Source organism: Merdimonas faecis (assembly GCF_001754075.1).
Classification (GTDB): domain Bacteria; phylum Bacillota; class Clostridia; order Lachnospirales; family Lachnospiraceae; genus Merdimonas; species Merdimonas faecis.
The window spans coordinates 16338-35118 of sequence record NZ_MIEH01000014.1; the positions used below are offsets into that span (position 1 = coordinate 16338).

The window sequence follows — 18781 nt, forward strand, 5'->3', positions numbered from 1 at the left end:
ATGAAGGTGCTGATCATAGACGGGCAGGGAGGTGGCCTGGGACGCCAGCTGGTGGTGGCGGTCAAGGAGCGCTTCCCCGAAATAGAAGTCCTGGCTGTGGGGGCAAACAGCACAGCTACCGGTGCCATGCTCCGTGCCGGGGCGGATCAGGCGGCTACGGGAGAAAATGCCGTGCTGGTGGCATCGAGGAGAGCAGATGTGATCATGGGACCGATCGGAATTGTGATCGCAGATGCCATGCTGGGAGAGATCACGCCGGTCATGGCGGCAGCAGCAGGACAAAGCGAAGCAAAAAGAATCTTGTTGCCGGTGGGACAGTGTGATAATATAATAGCTGGAGTCCGGGACATGCCAATGGCAAAGATGGTTCAGGAAGCAGTAGAGCTGCTGGCCGGATGGGTTTAGCAGCAGACCATATTTTATATAGATTTTATATAGGAAAAATTACTAAGGAAGGGATCGCTTTTCGAAAGAAGAAAGCTGATCACTTCCTTTTGGATTTTTTTAAATGGAGGATACAGAATGTGGGTCGTAGACAAATACATTGATTACGTAAAAGAACAGACGATTGAGGATCCGAAGAAGAGCTGGGGGAAAATACTTCTGGGGTTCCAGGCCAATAAGCTTAGAACAAAGATTCTGCCAAAGAAAGGGCTGGCAAAGGGATATCAGAAGCTGGAGGCGATGATGATGTCTTTCGTGGCAGATGCACTGAGTCATTCGGAGAGTTATGTGTGGGGAAATATTTTTTCGCCCTGCGAGATCACCCAGTGTTTTGGGCTTAGAACACTGTCCATCGAGTGCCTGGCCTGTTACCTGAGCGGATATCATCTGGAGGATTATTTCATTGACTATGCGCAGAATACGGGGATTGCCCCGACACTGTGCTCCTATCATAAGACGTTCGTGGGCGCCATTGACAGTGACGCGGTGCCGGTACCTCAGTATGCGGTTACCACCTCTCTTTCCTGTGACGGGAATTTGAATACGTTTCGCTATCTGGAGAAAAAAAGAGGCGTGCCATTTACCTTCCTGGATGTGCCCTATGGTGATGACGAGGCCTCTGTGGAATATCTGGCCGGGCAGCTTGAGGAATTTACAGCTGAACTGGAGCGGCGGTTTGGCAGACGGTTTGAGGAAGACAAGCTGAAGGAGGCACTGCGGATCGAGAATGAGACCAGGAAGGAACTGATGCGTTTCTTCCAGCTGCAGAGTGAATATTATTATCCGGGAGAACTGATCAGTCATCTTTACATGATGATGGGGATGCATCTGCTGATCGGAACGCAGGAGTTTCTGGATCTGATCAGGTATATGAACGAAGAGATCAAGACATATCCGAAGTTCGAGGGAAAGAAAATCCTGTGGGTGCATCTTCTTCCGTTTTATCAGGAGAGCCTGAATCAGTGCTTTAATGGAAGCCAGGATTATCAGATCATTGCCAGTGACATCATTCTTGATTCCGTGGAAGAACTGGATCCGGAAAAGCCGTTCCATTCGCTGGCAAAAAAGATCATCCGGAACATGTACAATGGCTCCTACTTCCATAAGGCTCAGATGGTAGGGCAGCTTGCGGATACCCTTAAGCCGGATGCAGTGATCCAGTTCTGCCATTGGGGCTGTAAACAGTCTTCGGGAGGAAGTGTGCTTCTGAAAGAAGAGATGCAGAAGAAGGGAATCCCTATGCTCATCCTGGACGGAGACGGCATTGATAAAAGGAACAGCCACGATGGACAGATCAAGACCAGGCTGGAGGCATTCTTAGAAATGTTAGACACAGAAAAGGAAGAGGAGACATTATGATAGGATATATCTGCAAATATGCGCCTATTGAGGTATTTGAATCCATGGGCGTCAAGATGGAGAGGATCGAGCCTGAGGTGACCAATTTTAACCAGGCGGAGATCAAGATGCATCCCAATATCTGCAGCTTTGCCAAAGGGGTGCTGGAAGAGGTCATGGAAAAGGATTATGAAGGGGTCATCCTGACCACATGCTGCGACAGCATCCGAAGGCTGTATGATGTACTGAAGGAAGAGTTTCCGGATAAATTTATTTATATGCTGGATACGCCAAGACTTCTCAAAGAAGTGGGTGTCGGACTCTATGAATCCCGGATACGGGCAATGATCCGGGCGTATGAAGAGTTTTCCGGGAAATGTTTTGATGAGAAAGTATTTTTAGACTATATCAGGGATAAAGAAGAGAGCCAGCAGGCCGGAATGAAAGATCATACAGTCAATATCGGGATCCTGGGGGCAAGAGCCAACGACAGCATCTGCGAGATCCTGGAAAAAAGAAATGCGAATGTGGCATTTGACCTGACCTGTACCGGGCTTGGGAGAAAGCTTTTCTACGATGAGAAAGAGCCCTTAAGAGAATATGCCAGAGGTCTCCTTGGACAGTTCCCGTGTATGCGTATGGAGCAGGCGGCGGGAAGAGACGAGCTGATCCGTCGGTATGCAGACAGCGTGGACGGCGTCATCTACCACACGGTACAGTTCTGCGATAATTATGCTTATGAATATGCCTGGCTGAAAAGCTGGCTCAAGCGTCCGATGCTGCTTTTGGAGACAGATTATACGAAACAGAGCTACGGACAGATCCTGACGCGGATCGAGGCGTTTCTGGAGTCGCTTGGAAAAGATGCGATAAAGCCGGTAAAGAAGATGGAGGGAAAGAACGGTATGTATGTACTTGGAATCGACAGCGGATCCACATCCACCAATGCGGTAATCATGGATCAGGACAGAAATATCACGGCATTTTCTGTGGTGCGCACAGGCGCCAAATCAGGAGAGAGTGCAGACAAGGTTTTGGAAGAGGTGCTAGAGAAGGCGGGACTTTCCAGGGAGGATATCGCCTGGATCGTATCTACCGGATATGGCCGTGTCAGCATCCCTTTTGCGGATGAAAATGTGACGGAGATCAGCTGTCATGGCAAGGGGGCTCATTATTTCAATCCGAAGATCCGGACGATCCTGGATATCGGCGGACAGGACAGCAAGGCAATCCGGTTAAGTGAAAACGGAGAAGTGAAAGACTTCGTCATGAATGACAAATGTGCAGCGGGGACAGGAAGGTTTCTGGAAATGATCGCAAGAACGCTGGAGATCAGTCTGGACGAGATGGGAGCACTGGCGCTTACTTCCACGGAGAATATCGAGATCACCAGCATGTGTTCTGTTTTTGCTGAGTCGGAGGTCATCTCTCTGATCGCAAACAACAAGGAAAAAAATGATATTGCAAATGGTGTCTGCAATGCCATTGCGAATAAGGCATACGGGCTTCTTCGCAGGGCGGGAATGGAGCCAGACTTTATGATGACCGGAGGAGTGGCCAAGAACCCCGGTGTGGTGCGGGCTGTGGAACGCAAACTCGGTGCGGATCTCTACATTTGCCAGGAGCCGGAAATCGTGGGTGCCACGGGTGCGGCATTGTATGCATTGGAGCAGATGCAGGGAAAATAGAAGTGAGATTTAAATACGGCTATAAATAGTCAGGGGAACGGCGGCCGCCGTTCCCCATTGCTTTTTATTATGCCGGTTATGCCAGCAGCTTTTTCTTCCGCCGGAAGTAATAGGGAAGCAAAAACAGCGCCGTTGCGCCCCAGGCAAGGGGATAACTGTACAAAAGTGTGGATAACTCTCCGGTCATCGGTGTGACAAAGAGGATCCAGGAAAGCCGGATGAGAAGCACACCGCCCATGGTAATGGTCGTGGGGATCAGGACGTCTCCGATTCCCCGGAGAGCGCCAGAGAAGATTTCTACAAATATGTAAATAATATAGCTGGGCGTGATAAGTCTTAACATATATACGCCGATGTCGATGACGGACGGATCCGTGGTGAAAGCGTAGTACAGCGGCCGGCAGCAGACAAACAGAAAGACCAGCAGGACACAGGAAAGACCCAGGGCCATGGCAAGGCATACCCGGACACTTTTCTGGATGCGGTCAAACCTGCGGGCTCCGAAGTTCTGACCGGCAAAGGTGGCAATAGTGATGCCGAAGGATCCGCTGATGGTCCAGAAAATGGCGTCCATTTTTCCAAAAGCGGCCCAGGCGGCGGCAGTGTCCGTGCCGAAGTTGTTGATAGCTGCCTGGATGATGATGTTGGAAATACTGTATGCACAGGACTGCAGTCCTCCGGGAAGACCAATGCGGAATTCTGCCCGCAGAAGATCGGGGTGGATACGTATGGCCCGAAGGCGCAGTTTTAAAAGGTCATAGGACTTCATGAGAGACCGGGTGACAAGTGCCGCGCTGACTGCCTGAGAAATTACGGTAGCGATAGCGGCGCCGGCGATCCCCATATTAAGGACTACGACCGTAAAGAGGTCCAGTACAATATTCAAAAAACAGCATACGATCAGATAATAGAGCGGACGTTTGGAGTCGCCCAGGGCACGCATGATCGCAGATCCCATGTTGTAGATCAGGGTAAATATGATGCCCAGGAAGTAAATCCGCAGATACAGGATAGAATCCGGGATCGTATCTGCCGGTGTCTTCAGAAGACGAAGAAGTCCCGGCGTTGCAAACCATCCAATAATAGAGATCAGAATACTGGCGATGATAGAAAAGGCATACGCCGTATGTAATCCCTTATTCAGATTTTTTTCATCTTTTGCACCGTAATACTGCGCGATGATGACGGTGGCACCCGATGAAAGACCGGTGAAAAATCCGATTACAAAGTTAGAAAGTACAGCGGCAGAACCGCCGACACTGGCCAGGGCCTGCTTCCCCACAAAACGGCCCACGATCACGGCATCGACAGTATTGTACAGCTGCTGAAAGAGCGTGCCGACCATGATCGGAAAGAAAAAAATCAGAAGTTGTTTCCAGATCACCCCATCGGTGATCGGATTCGAAGTTTTGCTCTCAGTGTTCATACCAAATCACTCCTAAAGATTTTCAATGCGGGTAATGTTTCTATAAAATAATTGCCCGCTATTATTTATCATATCATTAAGAAATTGCTTTATAAAGCGATTTTTGGTAAAATGAGAGAGAAAGTGTAGAAAAAAGGAGATACTGCATGGAAAAGTATGAAGAGCCCCATTATAAGTGGGAAACGATCGAAGATCAGGTTTATCCCTGGATCAAAAATGAACTGACAGACACCCAGGCTTTGAATGGAAAACATTTTTCTGAGAAAGATGCGCCTGTGGTGGTATTCCTGGGAGAACTTAAGATTATATTTGTTATAAAGAGAAACGCAGATGTGTTTGAGGTGCTGAAGGATTCCATGCTTCCGCCGGGGTGCGATATTGAGGATGTATACCGCAAGGCCTGTGAAAATCTGGTGCGGGATGTGGAGTTTGTGATCGGAAATACCTGGTACGGTGCGTTTGCCGTTCTGGCGGACGGACATCATGAAGCCAGTGCCCTTTGCCTGAAGCATATCTGGCAGGTGTGCGTGGATAAATTAAAGGATGACCTGATCATCATTGCGCCGGCAAAAGACACGGTTCTTTTTGCACCTGCGGGACAGCCGGAAGTGGTAAAAAAGATGGAGGATCATGCAAAAATGGCCTATGACCAGAGTGAAGACCAGATCAGCCTGGAGAAGCTTCGTTTTCTGGCAGACAGAAGGGAACTGGTGATCTATGAAGCTTAAGGTGCAGATGATCGGTGTGGACCTGGACGGGACTTTGCTGACTACGGATAAAAAGCTGTTTCCCTATACGGCTTCGGTGCTTAAGGATGCGGCGGGACAGGGGAAGATTGTTTTGCCTGTTACCGGCCGTCCGCTGTGCGGTGTACCGGAGGAACTGCTGGCACTCCCCGGAATACGGTATGTGATTTCGGCAAACGGCGGGAGGATCGTGGACCGGAAGGAGGAGAAGATCCTGCATGAAGATCTTCTGCCGGCGGAGACGGCCCGCAGGATCTTGAACATTATGGGAGAGTATGATGCGATGAGGGAAGTCTATTACGATGGGATCGGATATGCACCCCGCGAATGTCTGGAGAGGATCCATACCTATCTTTCCTATCCGCCGATGGCGGAATATGTAGTATCTACCCGGATACCGGTTGACGATGTAATGGTAAAATTTGAGCAGGAAAAGCGTGGCGTGGATAAGCTGCAGGGACTGTTTGCCAAGGCCGGGGAGAGGGATGAGGCGCTTGAAAGGATCAGACAGATTCCTGGTACTGCAGTGACCAGTGTTCTGGAAAGAAATATTGAGGTGAATGCCGGGGGCGTCAATAAAGGGAAGGCAGTCCGGCTGCTGGCCAGGATGCTTGAGATCCCGCTGGCGGAGGTGCTGGTATTTGGCGATGCGGCCAACGATATACAGATGGTCCGGGAGGCAGGGATCGGCGTTGCGGTAGCAAACGCTGTCCATGAGGTAAAAGAAGCCGCAGATTATGTGACAGGATCCAATGATGAAGAGGGAGCTGCAAAGTTCATCGAGAAGTATGTTCTTTAAACCATAGAAGGGAGAGGCAAATGTTAGACGTATTAAAAGTAATTATTCTTGGGATTGTAGAAGGGATCACGGAGTGGCTGCCGGTCAGCAGTACCGGACATCTGATCCTGGTAGGGGATCTTTTGTCCCCTGGTATGAGCGATGAGTTTATGGAAATGTTCAACGTGGTGATCCAGCTTGGTGCGATTATGGCCGTAGTGGTCTTGTATTTTCATAAACTGAATCCATTTTCGCCGAAGAAAACGGAGCGCCAGAAGATGCTGACATGGCAGATGTGGATCAAGGTGCTGATTGCATCTGTTCCGGCGGCAGTGATCGGACTTCTGTTTAACGACGTGCTGGACCGCCTGTTTTACAAACCGCTGCCGGTGGCGATCATGCTGATTGTCTACGGTATCTTATTCATTATCGTTGAAAACCGGAATGCAGGGAAAAAACCGTCCGTGACAAAGATTTCACAGTTAAGTATACAGATGCTTCTGTGGATTGGATTTTTCCAGATGCTGGCGTTGATTCCGGGAACCTCAAGATCAGGGGCGACGATCGTTGGAGCGTTGATCATCGGGGTGTCCAGAGAAGTGGCGGCAGAGTTTACCTTTTTTCTGGCGATTCCGGTTATGTTCGGCGCCAGCCTTCTGAAGCTGATCGGGTTCGGCTTTTCCTTTACGGGAGGCGAGCTTGGGTACCTGCTTTTGGGCTGTGTGGTATCCTTTGTTGTCTCCGTAGTGGCGATCAAATTTTTGATGGGTTATATCAAGCAGCATGATTTCAAAGTGTTTGGATATTACCGGATCGTGCTGGGTGGGCTGATCATCGTTGTAGCATTGATTCAGCTGGCTTTAGGTTAGGGCTTGCTTTTTGTTAAAAACATGTTATAATTATGAGAACGATTTGTATGTTTATGCAAAGAGAAAGCGAATGGAGGGAATGTTATGAAAAAGAAATTAGCTTTGGGCCTTGCCCTGATCCTTGCCTGCGGTACACTGGCAGGATGCGGCGGAAGCAGCGACAGTTCAGAAGGATCTTCTGAGGGGTCCGGAGATGGAAGTGTAACAGCAAAGGTCATTGATATCGACCTTACAAGTGAGGAATATGCATTTGGTGTGGATAAGAACCAGCCGGAGCTTCTGGATCAGGTAAATGGTTTTATTGCCAAGATCCAGGAAGACGGCACCTTTGATGAAATCTGCGATAAATACTTCGGAGGCGGAGAACCTGAGGCAGTAGAGTCAGCTGAGCTGGATTCTTCTAAGGATCAGCTGGTGGTGGCTACAAATGCAGCGTTTGAACCGTTTGAGTATACGAAGGGTGACCAGTATTACGGAATTGATATGGAGATTGCGGCACTCCTGGCAGAAGAGCTGGGACAGGAGCTGGTAATCCAGAACATGGATTTTGATGCGGTATGTCTGTCTGTAGGACAGCAGAAATGTGACATCGCCATGGCAGGTCTTACCATCAATGAGGAAAGAGAGGAGTACGTAACCTTCTCTGATCCATATTATCAGGCATCTCAGCGTCTGGTAGTACGCAGCGATGACAGTGCTTTTGATGACTGTGAGGATGCAGATGCTGTAGCAGCTAAGCTCGGTGAACTGGAGTCTTCTGATAAGATTGGTGTACAGCAGGGAACGACCGGACAGTATTATGTAGAAGGCGATGAGGAATGGGGATTCGATGGCCTTCCGGCAGAATGTGTTCCGTATAAGAGCGGTTCACTGGCGGTACAGGATCTTTTGAATGGCAATATCCAGTATGTGATCATTGATGCGGCTCCGGCAGCAGCGATTACAGAAGCCATCAATGAGATGCAGTAGGAAGAGTTCAGAAAGAAAGGAAGAGGAAGGCAGTCTTTTTCGATGGCGCCTTCCTTTTTTTGAGAAGGGAAGACTATGGGAAATTTTGGTCAGAAAGTAGACAAGTTTATGGAGATATTTCTGGAGCAGAATGGCTATGTAAAAGTCGTGGAAGGACTCCAGAATACATTGTTGATTGCGGTGACGGGTCTTGTCATTGGTATCCTGATCGGCACGATCATCGCAACGGTGCGGGTGCTGCCGAAATATAAACGGCTGCCCAGGATCTTAAACGGAATCTGTGGCTTTTATGTGGCTTTGTTCAGGGGAACACCGATGGTAGTGCAGCTGCTGGTATTTTACTATGTACTGCTTCCGATCCTTGGCTGGCAGATTACCGGTGTCCAGGTAGCTATGCTGGTGTTCGGACTAAACAGTGGCGCTTACATATCGGAGATCATGCGGAGTGGAATCCAGTCGGTAGATCCAGGTCAGATGGAAGCAGGAAGAGCTGTGGGATTAAGCTTTGGAACCAGCATGATAAAGATCGTGATTCCACAGGCGGTTAAAAACATCCTGCCGACGCTGGGAAATGAGTTCATTTCACTGATTAAGGAAACATCGGTGGTCAGTTTCGTGGGAGCGGCGGATCTGTATGTAGCGTTTAACTATATTGGAAGTAACAGCTACGAGTTTATGGTTCCGTACCTGGTGATGGCGTTGATCTACATCCTGCTGGTACTGGTGATCACGCTGCTGATAAAAATCATGGAAAGGAGCCTGAAGAAGAGTGATAGACGTAATTAATCTGAAAAAGGACTTTGGCGAGATACAGGTGCTTAAGGGAATTGATATCACGATCAATAAAGGAGATATCGTGGCGGTGCTCGGGCCTTCCGGCTCCGGAAAGAGTACATTTCTCAGATGCCTGAACTGTATGGAGGATCCGACCTCTGGAAGTATTATCTTTAATGGCGTGGATATTGCTGACATGAGAGTAGACATTAACGTACACAGACGCCATATGGGAATGGTGTTCCAGCATTTTAATCTATTTCAGAATAAGACGGTGCTGCAGAATGTGATGATGGCTCCGGCATATCTGAAGTGTAAGGATATAAAGAAGGCGAAACGGGAAAACCGGAAGACTCAGTTTGGAAATCTTTTCCGGGGAGCGCAAAAAAAGGAACTGATCCCCATTGAGAAGACAAAGGAGCAGATCATAAAGGAGACCCGTGAACGGGCAATGGAGCTTCTGAAGCGGATAGGACTGGATGATAAAGCGGATGCATATCCGTCCACACTTTCCGGCGGACAGAAACAGAGAGTGGCGATCATACGGTCACTGGCAATGGACCCGGATGTGATACTTTTTGATGAGCCGACATCTGCCCTGGACCCCGAGATGGTAGGGGAGGTTCTGGATCTGATGAAGGAGCTGGCAAGAGACGGCATGACCATGGTAGTAGTTACTCATGAGATGGGATTTGCAAGAGAGGTGGCTTCCAGAGTGATCTTTATGGATGAAGGAATGATCAAAGAAGAGGCTCCGCCGGAAGAATTTTTTGAGCATCCGAAGGATCCAAGACTTCAGGAATTTTTATCCAAAATCTTATAGTCATTTGAAAATTACGGAAAACAAAAAGACAGAATCCATGGGGAATGGGTTCTGTCCTTTTTGTTTTGCGCATTAACATAAGGGAAAATATGTCATAAAAAGGTAATTGTTCTGTTTATATCGGAAGTTCCAGATAAATGTCTTTCCCTTCTTTAATAGAAATTACAACTTTTCCATGCTGGATTTTTGTAACTGCACCGGCAACATTTATTTCTGCAGGCTGAGAGGTTGCAGCAGAATCAGTGTCTTCTCCCGGTTCTTCTTCCGCAGGTACGGATTCTTTGTATCCTTCTACGTTGTCTGGGGTTAACGGGGATAAGGAATCGCTCGTTTTTGTTAATTTTGCACCCAGTACCTGTCCGATTGTCAGACAGCCGTCTAAAGTGAGCAGACCTGAGTCTACCAGCTCATCGAAGATTGCCGGATCCTCCAGATTGGCAGCTTCGATCGTAATACCAGCTTCAGCTCTGCAGCATAAAACGGCCGGATCATTTACATGTGCTTTTGCAGTTTCTGCAGTAATTGACATGACTCTTACCTCCTTATTCATATCTATTTCATAGTATAGACCTGGAGTCGGGAGATATCAAATCACTTTTTTTAATGTCCGGGGCAAAGACATAGATAATGTCTATAACCTATAGGTCGCAGATCAGAGTATTCCCGTGAATAGACTTCCAGTCTGCGTCAAAAGCATCTACGGCTCCGGTAATATGGGGCTGGGCCAGCATACCCTCCAGAATGGAAGGATCCATGGTGGCAGTCTGGGCGCCGGCCAGGAATGCCCGGTCTACCTGCCCTGCATTTTTAAAGCTGGCGGCCAGAATCTGAGTCGGATAATCGTAAAGGGCGATCATTTCTGCCAGGGAGGCGATCACGTCATCGGGATCGATCCCTAGATTTTCCATACGGTTGAAGTAAGGAGCGATAAAGTCTGCCCCGGCTTCCATGGCCAGGAATCCCTGCTGTTTGCTGTAGACAACGGTTCCGGTTACACGGATGCCATTCTGCTTCATCAGCCTGATTGCTTTGATCCCCTCCATAGTGACAGGAACTTTGACATAAACATCAGGATCTACCTTTTCCAGAATGGTATCCGCATCCTTTAACATCCCTTCTGTATCCAGTGCGGTTACCTGGATGTGCAATGCCTTTTCTGGTCCGATGATGGAGCGGATCTCTTTCATATGTGCGAAGAAATCTACGTTTCCTTCCCGTTTTACGATAGAAGGGTTGGATGTGACGCCGGCGATGGGAAAGATATCATAAAACCGGCGGATGTCTGCAAGATTGGCTGTGTCTAATAAATATTTCATGATGAAACCTCCTTGAAAATATATGAATTAGTTGTCTGCAATTGTGATACGGATATTCTGGCTTTCCAGAAAGGATTTTTCTTCCGGGGGGATGCCTTCATCTGTGATGATTTCATAAACCTGGTCAAGCTGAAGGAAGGAGACGGCTCCCGGGTGCCGGAATTTTTCAGAATCTGTCAACACATAGACATGTCTGGCAGAAGCAATCATAGCATGCAGAGTATCGGCCCGGGTGAGATCGTCTCCGGTGAATCCAAAAGAACGGGAGTAACCGTCAATCCCTGTGAAGATCTTGTCTACATGAAAAGCTTCCGCGGCCTGCCGGGTCAATGGCCCTACCAGAGACTGGCTGGGTGTCTGCAGGATTCCGCCCAGGAGAATGAGCTGGATATTTGAGTAGGAACGGACATATTCCGCCAGGCAGACAGAGTTGGTGACGATGGTCACACTCTTCTTGGTGCGGGCAAGTTCCTCGGCCAGTAACGTACAGGTGGAGCCGGATTCGATCATGACAGTTTCGCCATTCTCGATGTAAGCAGCGGCAGTTCTGGCGATACGCTGTTTTTTATCGGCGTGGAAGGCCATACGGTAGAAAATGTCTCCCGGATCGTTGGGGACGGCGAAGCCCCGCTCGCGTTTTAGCATGCCGCGTTCTTCCAGATAGTCCAGGTCTTTGCGGATGGTGACTGTGGAAGCCTGAAGCTTGTCTGACAGTACGGAGACTTCTGTTTTCCCGTGTTCAGTGATGTATTCCAGGATTTTACTGTGTCGCGTTTTCATAGTCAACGCCTCCTTGATCTCTTCGGCAGCAGGTTTGACAGTCTGATCTGACGTGCAGTCTCATGCTAAGGAAGAGATATGTAATCTGAGTGTATATTAGCAAAAAAAATAATGTAAGTCAATAGATATAGTTTCGTACGAAAGTAAAATACACTTCGAAGTTTACAAGGTGGACGGCGTATGATAAGATGGTGGAAAGAAAACAGGAAAGCAGAAGATTTCATTATCATAAGGAGGAAAGTGTCACATGGCAAAATATCTGATATCACATGATCTGGGGACATCCAGCAATAAGGCGTCTCTGTTTTCGACAGAAGGAGAACTGATCAAAAGCCATACAGTTCCATATGACGTTCATTTTTTTCATAAAAATTATGCCGAACAGGACCCGGAAGAGTGGTGGCAGGCTGTGTGCCAGGCTACCAGAGAGAGTGTAAAGGGGATCGATCCTTCGGAGGTGCTGGCGGTGTCCTTTTCCTCGCAGATGCAGGCGTGTATTGTGGTCGACCGGGAGGGGAAGGCGCTGCGTCCGGCCATGATCTGGGCGGATCACCGGGCGGAGAAGCAGGCGGAATCCCTGGAGGAAAAGATCGGTTTTGACCGGATGTATGAGATCAACGGGCACCGGGTCAGCCCCAGTTACAGTATTGAAAAACTGATGTGGATTAAGGAACATGAACCGGAGATCTATGGGAAGACCTATAAGATGCTGCTGGCAAAGGATTATATTATCTGTCGTCTCACCGGAGCGTTTGTGACAGATTATTCGGAAGCCTCCGGAACAGATGTATTTGACCTGCGGCATCTGAAATGGTCGGAGGAGATCCTGGAGGCAGCCGGAATTGATCCGGGCAAACTTCCGGAGCTTCATGCATCCACAGATGTGATCGGAGAGATGACTGCAGAAGCAGCGGTGGAGCTGGGACTTACCACGAAGACAAAGGTAGTCTGCGGAGGAGGAGACGGACCTTGTTCTGCGCTGGGAGCAGGATGTGTCGAGGACGGCCAGCTGTTCCTGTCCTTTGGAACCTCAGCCTGGATCGCAGGAACCTCCGGCAGAGTTGAGCTGGACAGGGAAAAGACCCTGATCGGGTTCGGACATGTGGTTCCGGGGAAATATATGCCCTGTGGGACGATGCAGGCAGCCGGAAGTTCTTATTCCTATATCAGAGAGGCTCTGTGCCAGGAAGAGGAAAGACATGCAGAAGAAACAGGAGAATCTGTCTATGAGCTTCTGAATCAGTTGGTGTGCCAGTCCCCTCCGGGGGCAAAAGGGCTGATTTTTCTGCCTTATCTTTTGGGAGAGAGAAGCCCCAGATGGAATCCGGATACCTCCGGCAGTTTTCTGGGAATCCGGATGGAGCACCAGAAATGTGATTATGTGCGTGCGGTGCTGGAGGGCATTGCCATGAACCTGGATGTGATCTTAAAGGCACAGCGGGAGCATATAGACGGGAAGGAGCTGATCCTGACCGGCGGCGGAGCAAAGGGAGACGTGCTGGCGCAGATCCTGGCCGATGTGCTGGGAGTGAAGCTGCACCGCCTGGATCATGTGGAAACGGCCACGTCCATCGCCGCAGCGGTGATTGCGGGCGTGGGCGTAGGAGCATTCCAGGATTTTTCTGTTGTGCGTCAGTTTGTAAAAACAGATAAGATATTCTGCCCGAGAGAAGAGTATCGGGAGATATATGACAGGCAGAAAAAACTGTTCGAGCTTGGGTATCAGTGTCTGTTGGAGTATTATCGGGAGGATGCCAAGACAGTCTAAGCTGTTTAAATTTGTTCCGAAAGAAGAAATGGAGGAATAATGAAAAGTAATCAGGCGGCGAAAAATGCCGCCTGATTAAGAAATTCTATTCCCAGTTTGATGGCTGAACCGGATATTTGGCACACATCCGTGCAGCCTTCATATATGCATCTATGTTTTCAAGAGGAGCCTGTACCGGGATGTCACAGCCTGGGGCGATCGTGAAGCCGCAGGGGTTGTCCCAGCATTTCCGGAAGCAGTCTATAACCGCTGCCTGAATACTGTCTGGCGTGCCTTCCAGGATTTCGATCGGGGAAACATTTCCCATGATCGACATCTTATCACCGACCGTTTCTTTGGCAAAAAGAGCAAAGGCTCTTTCTTTTGGCGTCATCTGGTCATCTTTGTGCATAAAATAAGACCCCCTTTGTACTTAAAACAGAAATTTGAATCTATGTTTACTATATCGCACAAAAATGAGAGAATCAATGAAACAGTTTTTTTAAATCATAGAAAAAAATGATAAAAACATTTGAATTATCAATTGGGCTATCAAAACTCCTTTGTGATATGATTGTCATGTAACGTATATAGTGATGCCAAGGCATTGAAAAGGGAATCCGGTGAGAATCCGGAACAGCCCGCTCTACTGTGTGATGGACAGCCTTCTGGATATGCCACCCGGGAGAAGGGGAAGGCGGAAGCGCTGGATGAAATCGAGTCAGGAGACCTGCTATATATGAGTATGATTTTTTTCGGTGGGGAAAGGACAGCGGTTACGTTGTGCCTTTTCGCACCTTTTTTTATGCAGACAAAGGAGACGGCATGGACATTGAGATCGTATCCGGTTTTCTCGGAGCCGGAAAGACAACCTTTCTGAAGCAGTATCTGCCGCTGCTTACCGGGAAGACAGTGGTCATTGAAAACGAATATGGGGAAATCGGGCTGGATGGAGATCTGATCCAGTCCGATATTCCAGTGAAAGAGCTTTATGCAGGATGCATCTGCTGCAGTCTGGCCGTAGATTTCCGGAACGGGATCCGGGAAATCGTCAGGCAGTATCAGCCGGACCGGATCGTGATCGAACCTTCCGGGGTGGGGAAGCTTTCCGATATTGTCAAGGTATGTGAGAAAGTCAGAGACAGAGACGGAGTAGAACTTAAGGTCGCCCGGCGCATCACCGTGGTGGATGGGAGCTCTTATGAAGAATATGCAGATGGATTTGGCGCATTCTATCTGGATCAGATCCGGCAGGCGCAGATTATTTTCTGCAGTCAGATGGAAGAATTGTCAGAAGAGCAGAAGACAGGGATCCTGAAGGATATCAGAAAAAGAAATCCGGATGCGGTGATCTGTGAAGGAGATTTCCGAAAGCTGGAAGGAGAAGAACTTGTAGGGATTTTAAAGATGGCGGAAAAGACAGATACAGGGACGGAGCCGCCTGGGACGGAAGCTCCGGGAATAAATATTTCCGGGGCGGCAGAGCTTACCTTTTCCAGCATCAGCTTTCAAAATATTCCCCGGATGACGAAACTGGAGGCAGAGACATTATTGGAAAAACTGCAGGACCGAAAGTATGGACGGATCCTGAGGGCAAAAGGCATACTGGAAACTCCATCGGGCGATAAGCTTCAGATAGATGTGACATTGTCTCATGCATGTTTCCGATCCTGCAAAGACCAGAAGGAGAGCAGGGTGGTCGTCATCGGTTCCGCTTTGAATCGTCCGGCTCTGGAAGAACTATTTCAGAAAAAGAGCCCGGTCAGGCTGCCGAAAAGGTCCAGGATATAAGAAAAATATAAAATATGAACATCAAAAAGGGAGGAAGGCAAGATGCAGAGCAAGGAAGAATTATTAAGCAGACTGTCAGACTGCGTGTGTGACATGGAGGATGATGAAGTTGTAGATGTGGTGAAGGAATATATCGTTGCCGGTTATGATCCTCAGGAGGACATGCTGGAAGGTCTGGTAGACGGAATGAAACGTGCCAGCGTTCTATATGAAGAAGGGGAGTATTTTGTACCGGAACTGATCGTTTGCTCAGACGCCATGTATGCCGGAATCGAGGAGTTCCAGAAATATCTTCCGGATACAGAGAAGCAGAGTATCGGGAAGGTGGCAATCGGTGTGGTGGAAGGAGATACCCATGATATCGGCAAGAACCTGGTGCGGATCATGCTGGAGACAGGAGGATTTGATGTGTACGATCTTGGAAGAGATGTGGCGCTGGACACTTTTGTGGATTATGTACGGGACAATGATGTGGACATTCTTTGCATGTCTTCCCTGATGACCACAACTATGCCGGGAATGGGGAAGGTGATAGAAAAATTAAAGAAAGCAGATCTTCGCGATAAAGTCAAGATCATGGTGGGCGGCGCACCGGTATCCCCTGCGTTTGCAGAGAAGATCGGAGCGGACGGATACACCAGAAATGCCATCGAAGCAGTAGAATTTGCAAAGAAACTGGTAGGAGCAGCATAAGGAGGACGAAAGACATGATGGGAAAAAGAGAAGCAGTAAAAGCAATCCTGGAGGGGAAGGGTGCGGACAGAATTCCGGTGATCATGAATGCATTTTCTCTTCCGGTAACGCGCTATGGATATACGATGCCGGAGGTGATGGCGAGCCCGGAGAAGATGACAGAATGTATGGTCGGAACCCGGAGAAAACTGGGATATGACGGGATGTGCGCCGGAGCCTATGGCGGCATCTCGGCAATGATGGGCGGTCATCTCCCGAACAGTGAAGGAAAGATTGTAGGAGATGGAGATGATGTGGTACACTCGAGGGAGGATATTGAGAAGCTGCGTCCCTATGATCCGAAAAAATGTCCGATGCTGAAAAACCTGCTGAAAACCATTGAGCTGATGCGGAAAGAAGAACCGGATGAACCGATCTATGTAATCCTGCATGTGCCGGCGGCCGTGGCATTTACCCTGATGGGAGCAAAACCTGCTTTTAAGGCGATGGTTAAGAACCCGGAGCTGTTCCGGGCACTTTCGGATCATGTAGAAGATGCTGTAGTGGAGTCCTCGAAAATATTGTGGGATGCCGGTGTGGATTTCCTCTGGTTTCCGATGCCGAACTTCGGAGGTTACTGCATTTCCAGAAAGACTTATGAAAAATGTATTTCCGAGAGCAACATCCGTGCCAACAAACGGATCAAAGACTACGGAGCAAACATTGTAATCCACACCTGCGGTCCATATGACGACCGGTTTGATCTGGTGCTGAAGGAATCGGGGGACGCATGGCATATTTCTGACACCCAGACAAAGAAGGTAAAGGATGAGTATGGGGATCAGGTTTCTCTGATGGGAAATATTCCCTGTGTCTCGGTGTTGATGGAGGGAACGCCGGAAGAAGTTTACAAGTATGCATATCAGGAGTGTATGGACGGGGCGAGAGACGGGCGGTTTATCCTGAGCGGAGACTGTGATGTGTCACCGATGACGCCCGATGAGAATGTGATAGAGGCGGTCCGCGCGGCCAAAGATGCAGAAAAGGTTCTGTTTGGAAAGAAGTAAAAAGGGGGGAAGATACGTTGGGCGAGATCAAAGATTTTAACTGTACCTATGACAATTCAGCCGGGATCAATGGCGAAGTGACGGCGAAGCTGAATCTGACCTTTCCGGACGCCTATCTGCACCATGAGACGATGGCAGAGCTGTCAAAGGCTTTGAAGGAGCATGACGGGGCGGCGTTCTGCGAACTGCCCTTCTGCCATACGGTGGAGGCAGAGGCCATGGGAGGTCTGGTCAATTATGGGAATGATAAGACCGGGCCCCGGGCAAAGGAATATATCTGTACAAAACCGGAAGAGCTTCTGGAACTGCCGGCTATTGATTTTACGACAGGACGGATCCATGAGGTGCTTCTGGCCTGTAAGGAGTTAAGAAAGCAGGGACAGCATGTGGTACTCCAGGTATCCGGACCATTTACGATCCTGAATGTATTGATTGATGCCCGCTATGTGTTCAAAGGAATGAGGAAGCAGCCGGAGGTCATGAAAAAGGTTTTCTGGAAGCTGGGTGATGAGATTTTAAGATTTATGGAAGAAGCAAAGAAATATGATGTGGATCTGATCAGCTATGCGGATTCTTCCGGCGGAGTGAATATCCTGGGACCAAAAATGGCGGAGCAGGTGGTGGAAGATTTTACCTTTGAATTCTTAAAAAAGGCAGAAGCCTTGGCAGATGATAAAACGATGATCCTGCTCTGCCCCAAGACTTCTTTTGCACTTCTTGGGACCGGGCACGCAAAATTTAAAGATTATCTGATTGATTCAGGAACCCATTATGGAGAAGCATGTATCCAGATGGTAGGGAAGGCAAAGTTTGCCGGCCAGATGTGTATCAAAAATGTGGGTTACCAGCTGGAAAGTGGAATTTTTAAAGAACTGCAGCTGATATAAAGGAGGAAAGAAGAAATGAGCTCAAAGGAAGAGTTGCTAAAGCGATTGTCAGACGGTGTGCTGGAGATGGAAGAGGATGATGTGGCAGAGGCTGCACAGGAATATCTGGAGGCCGGGTATCCGGCCTTTGACGGAATTATGGAAGGTCTGGTAGACGGGATGAACCGGGCCAGTGAACTGTATGAGCAGGAGGAATATTTTGTCACGGACGTTCTGCTCTGCTCAGACGCCATGTATATAGGGCTTGATATTCTGCGGCCGTATCTGCCGGATAACTCAGGAGAAGAAAAGGTAAAGGCTGTGATCGGTGTTGTAGAAGGTGATACTCATGATATCGGTAAGAACCTGGTAAAGATCATGATGGAGACGGCCGGCTTTGAGATGATTGATCTGGGCAGGGATGTGGAGCTTCAGAAATTTGTAGATACAGCAAAAGAAGAGCATGCGAGTCTGGTGTGCCTGTCTACGCTGATGACTACTACCATGGGCGGCATGGAGACGGTGATTCATCTGCTGGAAGAGGCCGGGATCCGCAATCAGGTGAAGGTCATGATCGGGGGAGGTCCGATTTCCCAGAAGTATGCGGACAAGATCGGTGCGGATGGCTATTCCCAGAATGCAGTGGAGGCTGTTAAGCTGGCAAAGAGATTGTTAAATATTGCATAG

The 18781-nt window shown here is 48.7% G+C and carries 20 protein-coding genes and 1 riboswitch; of the genes, 15 read left to right on the top strand and 5 right to left on the bottom strand.

Going from position 1 to position 18781, the window contains the following annotated elements; translation table 11 throughout:
- The 3 genes from BKD12_RS05895 (at window position 1) to BKD12_RS05905 (ending at window position 3470) form a co-directional block, all read left to right on the top strand.
- Complete coding sequence (locus tag BKD12_RS05895) at window positions 1-405, top strand: DUF3842 family protein (RefSeq protein WP_070088393.1); 405 nt, start codon at window positions 1-3, stop codon at window positions 403-405.
- 117 nt (window positions 406-522) lie between these two features.
- Window positions 523-1803, top strand: coding sequence for a 2-hydroxyacyl-CoA dehydratase subunit D (locus BKD12_RS05900; RefSeq protein ID WP_070088394.1), 1281 nt, complete (start codon window positions 523-525; stop codon window positions 1801-1803).
- Complete coding sequence (locus tag BKD12_RS05905; protein ID WP_070088395.1) at window positions 1800-3470, top strand: acyl-CoA dehydratase activase; 1671 nt, start codon at window positions 1800-1802, stop codon at window positions 3468-3470. Before BKD12_RS05900 ends, BKD12_RS05905 begins: the two co-directional genes overlap by 4 nt.
- Before the next feature lie 76 nt (window positions 3471-3546).
- On the opposite strand, the gene BKD12_RS05910 is transcribed toward BKD12_RS05905, so the two are convergent.
- Entirely contained in the window at window positions 3547-4896 is a 1350-nt protein-coding gene (locus BKD12_RS05910) for an MATE family efflux transporter (RefSeq protein WP_070088396.1), read from the bottom strand.
- A gap of 146 nt (window positions 4897-5042) precedes the next feature.
- On the opposite strand from BKD12_RS05910, the gene BKD12_RS05915 reads away from it, so the two are divergent.
- The 6 genes from BKD12_RS05915 (at window position 5043) to BKD12_RS05940 (ending at window position 9855) form a co-directional block, all read left to right on the top strand.
- Window positions 5043-5624: a hypothetical protein gene (locus BKD12_RS05915; RefSeq protein ID WP_070088397.1), complete on the top strand. Its 582-nt coding sequence runs from the start codon at window positions 5043-5045 to the stop codon at window positions 5622-5624.
- Window positions 5614-6441 (top strand): Cof-type HAD-IIB family hydrolase, encoded by an 828-nt coding sequence (locus BKD12_RS05920; protein ID WP_070088398.1) that lies wholly within the window; start codon window positions 5614-5616, stop codon window positions 6439-6441. Before BKD12_RS05915 ends, BKD12_RS05920 begins: the two co-directional genes overlap by 11 nt.
- A gap of 20 nt (window positions 6442-6461) precedes the next feature.
- On the top strand, window positions 6462-7289 hold the full coding sequence (locus tag BKD12_RS05925; RefSeq protein WP_070088399.1) for an undecaprenyl-diphosphate phosphatase: 828 nt from the start codon (window positions 6462-6464) through the stop codon (window positions 7287-7289).
- Window positions 7290-7373: 84 nt separating this feature from the next.
- The gene (locus BKD12_RS05930; protein ID WP_070088400.1) at window positions 7374-8258 is read left to right on the top strand and encodes a transporter substrate-binding domain-containing protein; all 885 of its coding nucleotides are present in this window, start codon (window positions 7374-7376) and stop codon (window positions 8256-8258) included.
- Between the two features lie 75 nt (window positions 8259-8333).
- Window positions 8334-9044 (top strand): amino acid ABC transporter permease, encoded by a 711-nt coding sequence (locus tag BKD12_RS05935; protein WP_070088401.1) that lies wholly within the window; start codon window positions 8334-8336, stop codon window positions 9042-9044.
- A complete protein-coding gene (locus BKD12_RS05940; RefSeq protein ID WP_070088402.1) occupies window positions 9028-9855 on the top strand; it encodes an amino acid ABC transporter ATP-binding protein in 828 nt (275 codons plus the stop codon). The genes BKD12_RS05935 and BKD12_RS05940 overlap by 17 nt, the downstream gene beginning before the upstream one ends.
- 115 nt (window positions 9856-9970) lie before the next feature.
- On the opposite strand, the gene BKD12_RS05945 is transcribed toward BKD12_RS05940, so the two are convergent.
- The 3 genes from BKD12_RS05945 to BKD12_RS05955 all read right to left on the bottom strand — a co-directional run bounded on the left by BKD12_RS05945 (window position 9971) and on the right by BKD12_RS05955 (window position 11951).
- On the bottom strand, window positions 9971-10384 hold the full coding sequence (locus BKD12_RS05945) for a sugar transporter (RefSeq protein WP_070088403.1): 414 nt from the start codon (window positions 10382-10384) through the stop codon (window positions 9971-9973).
- Window positions 10385-10493: 109 nt separating this feature from the next.
- A complete protein-coding gene (locus tag BKD12_RS05950) occupies window positions 10494-11171 on the bottom strand; it encodes a fructose-6-phosphate aldolase (protein WP_070088404.1) in 678 nt (225 codons plus the stop codon).
- Between the two features lie 27 nt (window positions 11172-11198).
- A complete protein-coding gene (locus BKD12_RS05955; RefSeq protein WP_070088405.1) occupies window positions 11199-11951 on the bottom strand; it encodes a DeoR/GlpR family DNA-binding transcription regulator in 753 nt (250 codons plus the stop codon).
- A 247-nt stretch (window positions 11952-12198) separates the two neighbouring features.
- Here BKD12_RS05955 and xylB point away from each other — a divergent pair, with 247 nt between their 5' ends.
- Window positions 12199-13719, top strand: coding sequence for a xylulokinase (xylB, locus tag BKD12_RS05960; RefSeq protein WP_070088406.1), 1521 nt, complete (start codon window positions 12199-12201; stop codon window positions 13717-13719).
- An 85-nt stretch (window positions 13720-13804) separates the two neighbouring features.
- Here xylB and BKD12_RS05965 read toward each other — a convergent pair whose 3' ends face one another.
- Window positions 13805-14110 carry a uroporphyrinogen decarboxylase family protein gene (locus BKD12_RS05965; protein WP_070088407.1) on the bottom strand — a complete coding sequence of 102 codons (306 nt, stop codon included), beginning with the start codon at window positions 14108-14110 and terminating at the stop codon, window positions 13805-13807.
- A 162-nt stretch (window positions 14111-14272) separates the two neighbouring features.
- A riboswitch (cobalamin riboswitch) is annotated at window positions 14273-14450 on the top strand.
- Between the two features lie 73 nt (window positions 14451-14523).
- Between BKD12_RS05965 and BKD12_RS16715 the strand changes: the two genes are divergently transcribed.
- From BKD12_RS16715 to BKD12_RS05990, 5 genes are read left to right on the top strand one after another with little or no spacing between them, the layout of a single operon-like run.
- Window positions 14524-15489 carry a CobW family GTP-binding protein gene (locus BKD12_RS16715; protein WP_070088532.1) on the top strand — a complete coding sequence of 322 codons (966 nt, stop codon included), beginning with the start codon at window positions 14524-14526 and terminating at the stop codon, window positions 15487-15489.
- Between the two features lie 42 nt (window positions 15490-15531).
- Window positions 15532-16182 (top strand): cobalamin B12-binding domain-containing protein, encoded by a 651-nt coding sequence (locus tag BKD12_RS05975; RefSeq protein WP_070088408.1) that lies wholly within the window; start codon window positions 15532-15534, stop codon window positions 16180-16182.
- 14 nt (window positions 16183-16196) lie between these two features.
- A complete protein-coding gene (locus tag BKD12_RS05980; RefSeq protein ID WP_070088409.1) occupies window positions 16197-17228 on the top strand; it encodes a uroporphyrinogen decarboxylase family protein in 1032 nt (343 codons plus the stop codon).
- Between the two features lie 17 nt (window positions 17229-17245).
- Window positions 17246-18115, top strand: a complete 870-nt coding sequence (locus BKD12_RS05985) for a uroporphyrinogen decarboxylase family protein (RefSeq protein WP_070088410.1) — start codon at window positions 17246-17248, stop codon at window positions 18113-18115.
- Between the two features lie 15 nt (window positions 18116-18130).
- Complete coding sequence (locus BKD12_RS05990) at window positions 18131-18781, top strand: cobalamin B12-binding domain-containing protein (RefSeq protein ID WP_070088411.1); 651 nt, start codon at window positions 18131-18133, stop codon at window positions 18779-18781.

Excerpts from the sequence above, each read along its gene's own strand:
- BKD12_RS05925 (WP_070088399.1), top strand. The coding sequence starts at position 6,462 with ATGTTAGACGTATTAAAAGTAATTATTCTTGGGATTGTAGAAGGGATC.
- BKD12_RS05930 (WP_070088400.1), top strand. The coding sequence starts at position 7,374 with ATGAAAAAGAAATTAGCTTTGGGCCTTGCCCTGATCCTTGCCTGCGGT.
- BKD12_RS05950 (WP_070088404.1), bottom strand. The coding sequence starts at position 11,171 with ATGAAATATTTATTAGACACAGCCAATCTTGCAGACATCCGCCGGTTT.
- BKD12_RS05980 (WP_070088409.1), top strand. The coding sequence starts at position 16,197 with ATGATGGGAAAAAGAGAAGCAGTAAAAGCAATCCTGGAGGGGAAGGGT.
- BKD12_RS05945 (WP_070088403.1), bottom strand. The coding sequence starts at position 10,384 with ATGTCAATTACTGCAGAAACTGCAAAAGCACATGTAAATGATCCGGCC.
- BKD12_RS05895 (WP_070088393.1), top strand. The coding sequence starts at position 1 with ATGAAGGTGCTGATCATAGACGGGCAGGGAGGTGGCCTGGGACGCCAG.
- BKD12_RS05990 (WP_070088411.1), top strand. The coding sequence starts at position 18,131 with ATGAGCTCAAAGGAAGAGTTGCTAAAGCGATTGTCAGACGGTGTGCTG.
- BKD12_RS16715 (WP_070088532.1), top strand. The coding sequence starts at position 14,524 with ATGGACATTGAGATCGTATCCGGTTTTCTCGGAGCCGGAAAGACAACC.
- BKD12_RS05965 (WP_070088407.1), bottom strand. The coding sequence starts at position 14,110 with ATGCACAAAGATGACCAGATGACGCCAAAAGAAAGAGCCTTTGCTCTT.
- BKD12_RS05915 (WP_070088397.1), top strand. The coding sequence starts at position 5,043 with ATGGAAAAGTATGAAGAGCCCCATTATAAGTGGGAAACGATCGAAGAT.
- BKD12_RS05920 (WP_070088398.1), top strand. The coding sequence starts at position 5,614 with ATGAAGCTTAAGGTGCAGATGATCGGTGTGGACCTGGACGGGACTTTG.
- BKD12_RS05910 (WP_070088396.1), bottom strand. The coding sequence starts at position 4,896 with ATGAACACTGAGAGCAAAACTTCGAATCCGATCACCGATGGGGTGATC.
- xylB (WP_070088406.1), top strand. The coding sequence starts at position 12,199 with ATGGCAAAATATCTGATATCACATGATCTGGGGACATCCAGCAATAAG.
- BKD12_RS05905 (WP_070088395.1), top strand. The coding sequence starts at position 1,800 with ATGATAGGATATATCTGCAAATATGCGCCTATTGAGGTATTTGAATCC.
- BKD12_RS05955 (WP_070088405.1), bottom strand. The coding sequence starts at position 11,951 with ATGAAAACGCGACACAGTAAAATCCTGGAATACATCACTGAACACGGG.
- BKD12_RS05935 (WP_070088401.1), top strand. The coding sequence starts at position 8,334 with ATGGGAAATTTTGGTCAGAAAGTAGACAAGTTTATGGAGATATTTCTG.
- BKD12_RS05900 (WP_070088394.1), top strand. The coding sequence starts at position 523 with ATGTGGGTCGTAGACAAATACATTGATTACGTAAAAGAACAGACGATT.
- BKD12_RS05975 (WP_070088408.1), top strand. The coding sequence starts at position 15,532 with ATGCAGAGCAAGGAAGAATTATTAAGCAGACTGTCAGACTGCGTGTGT.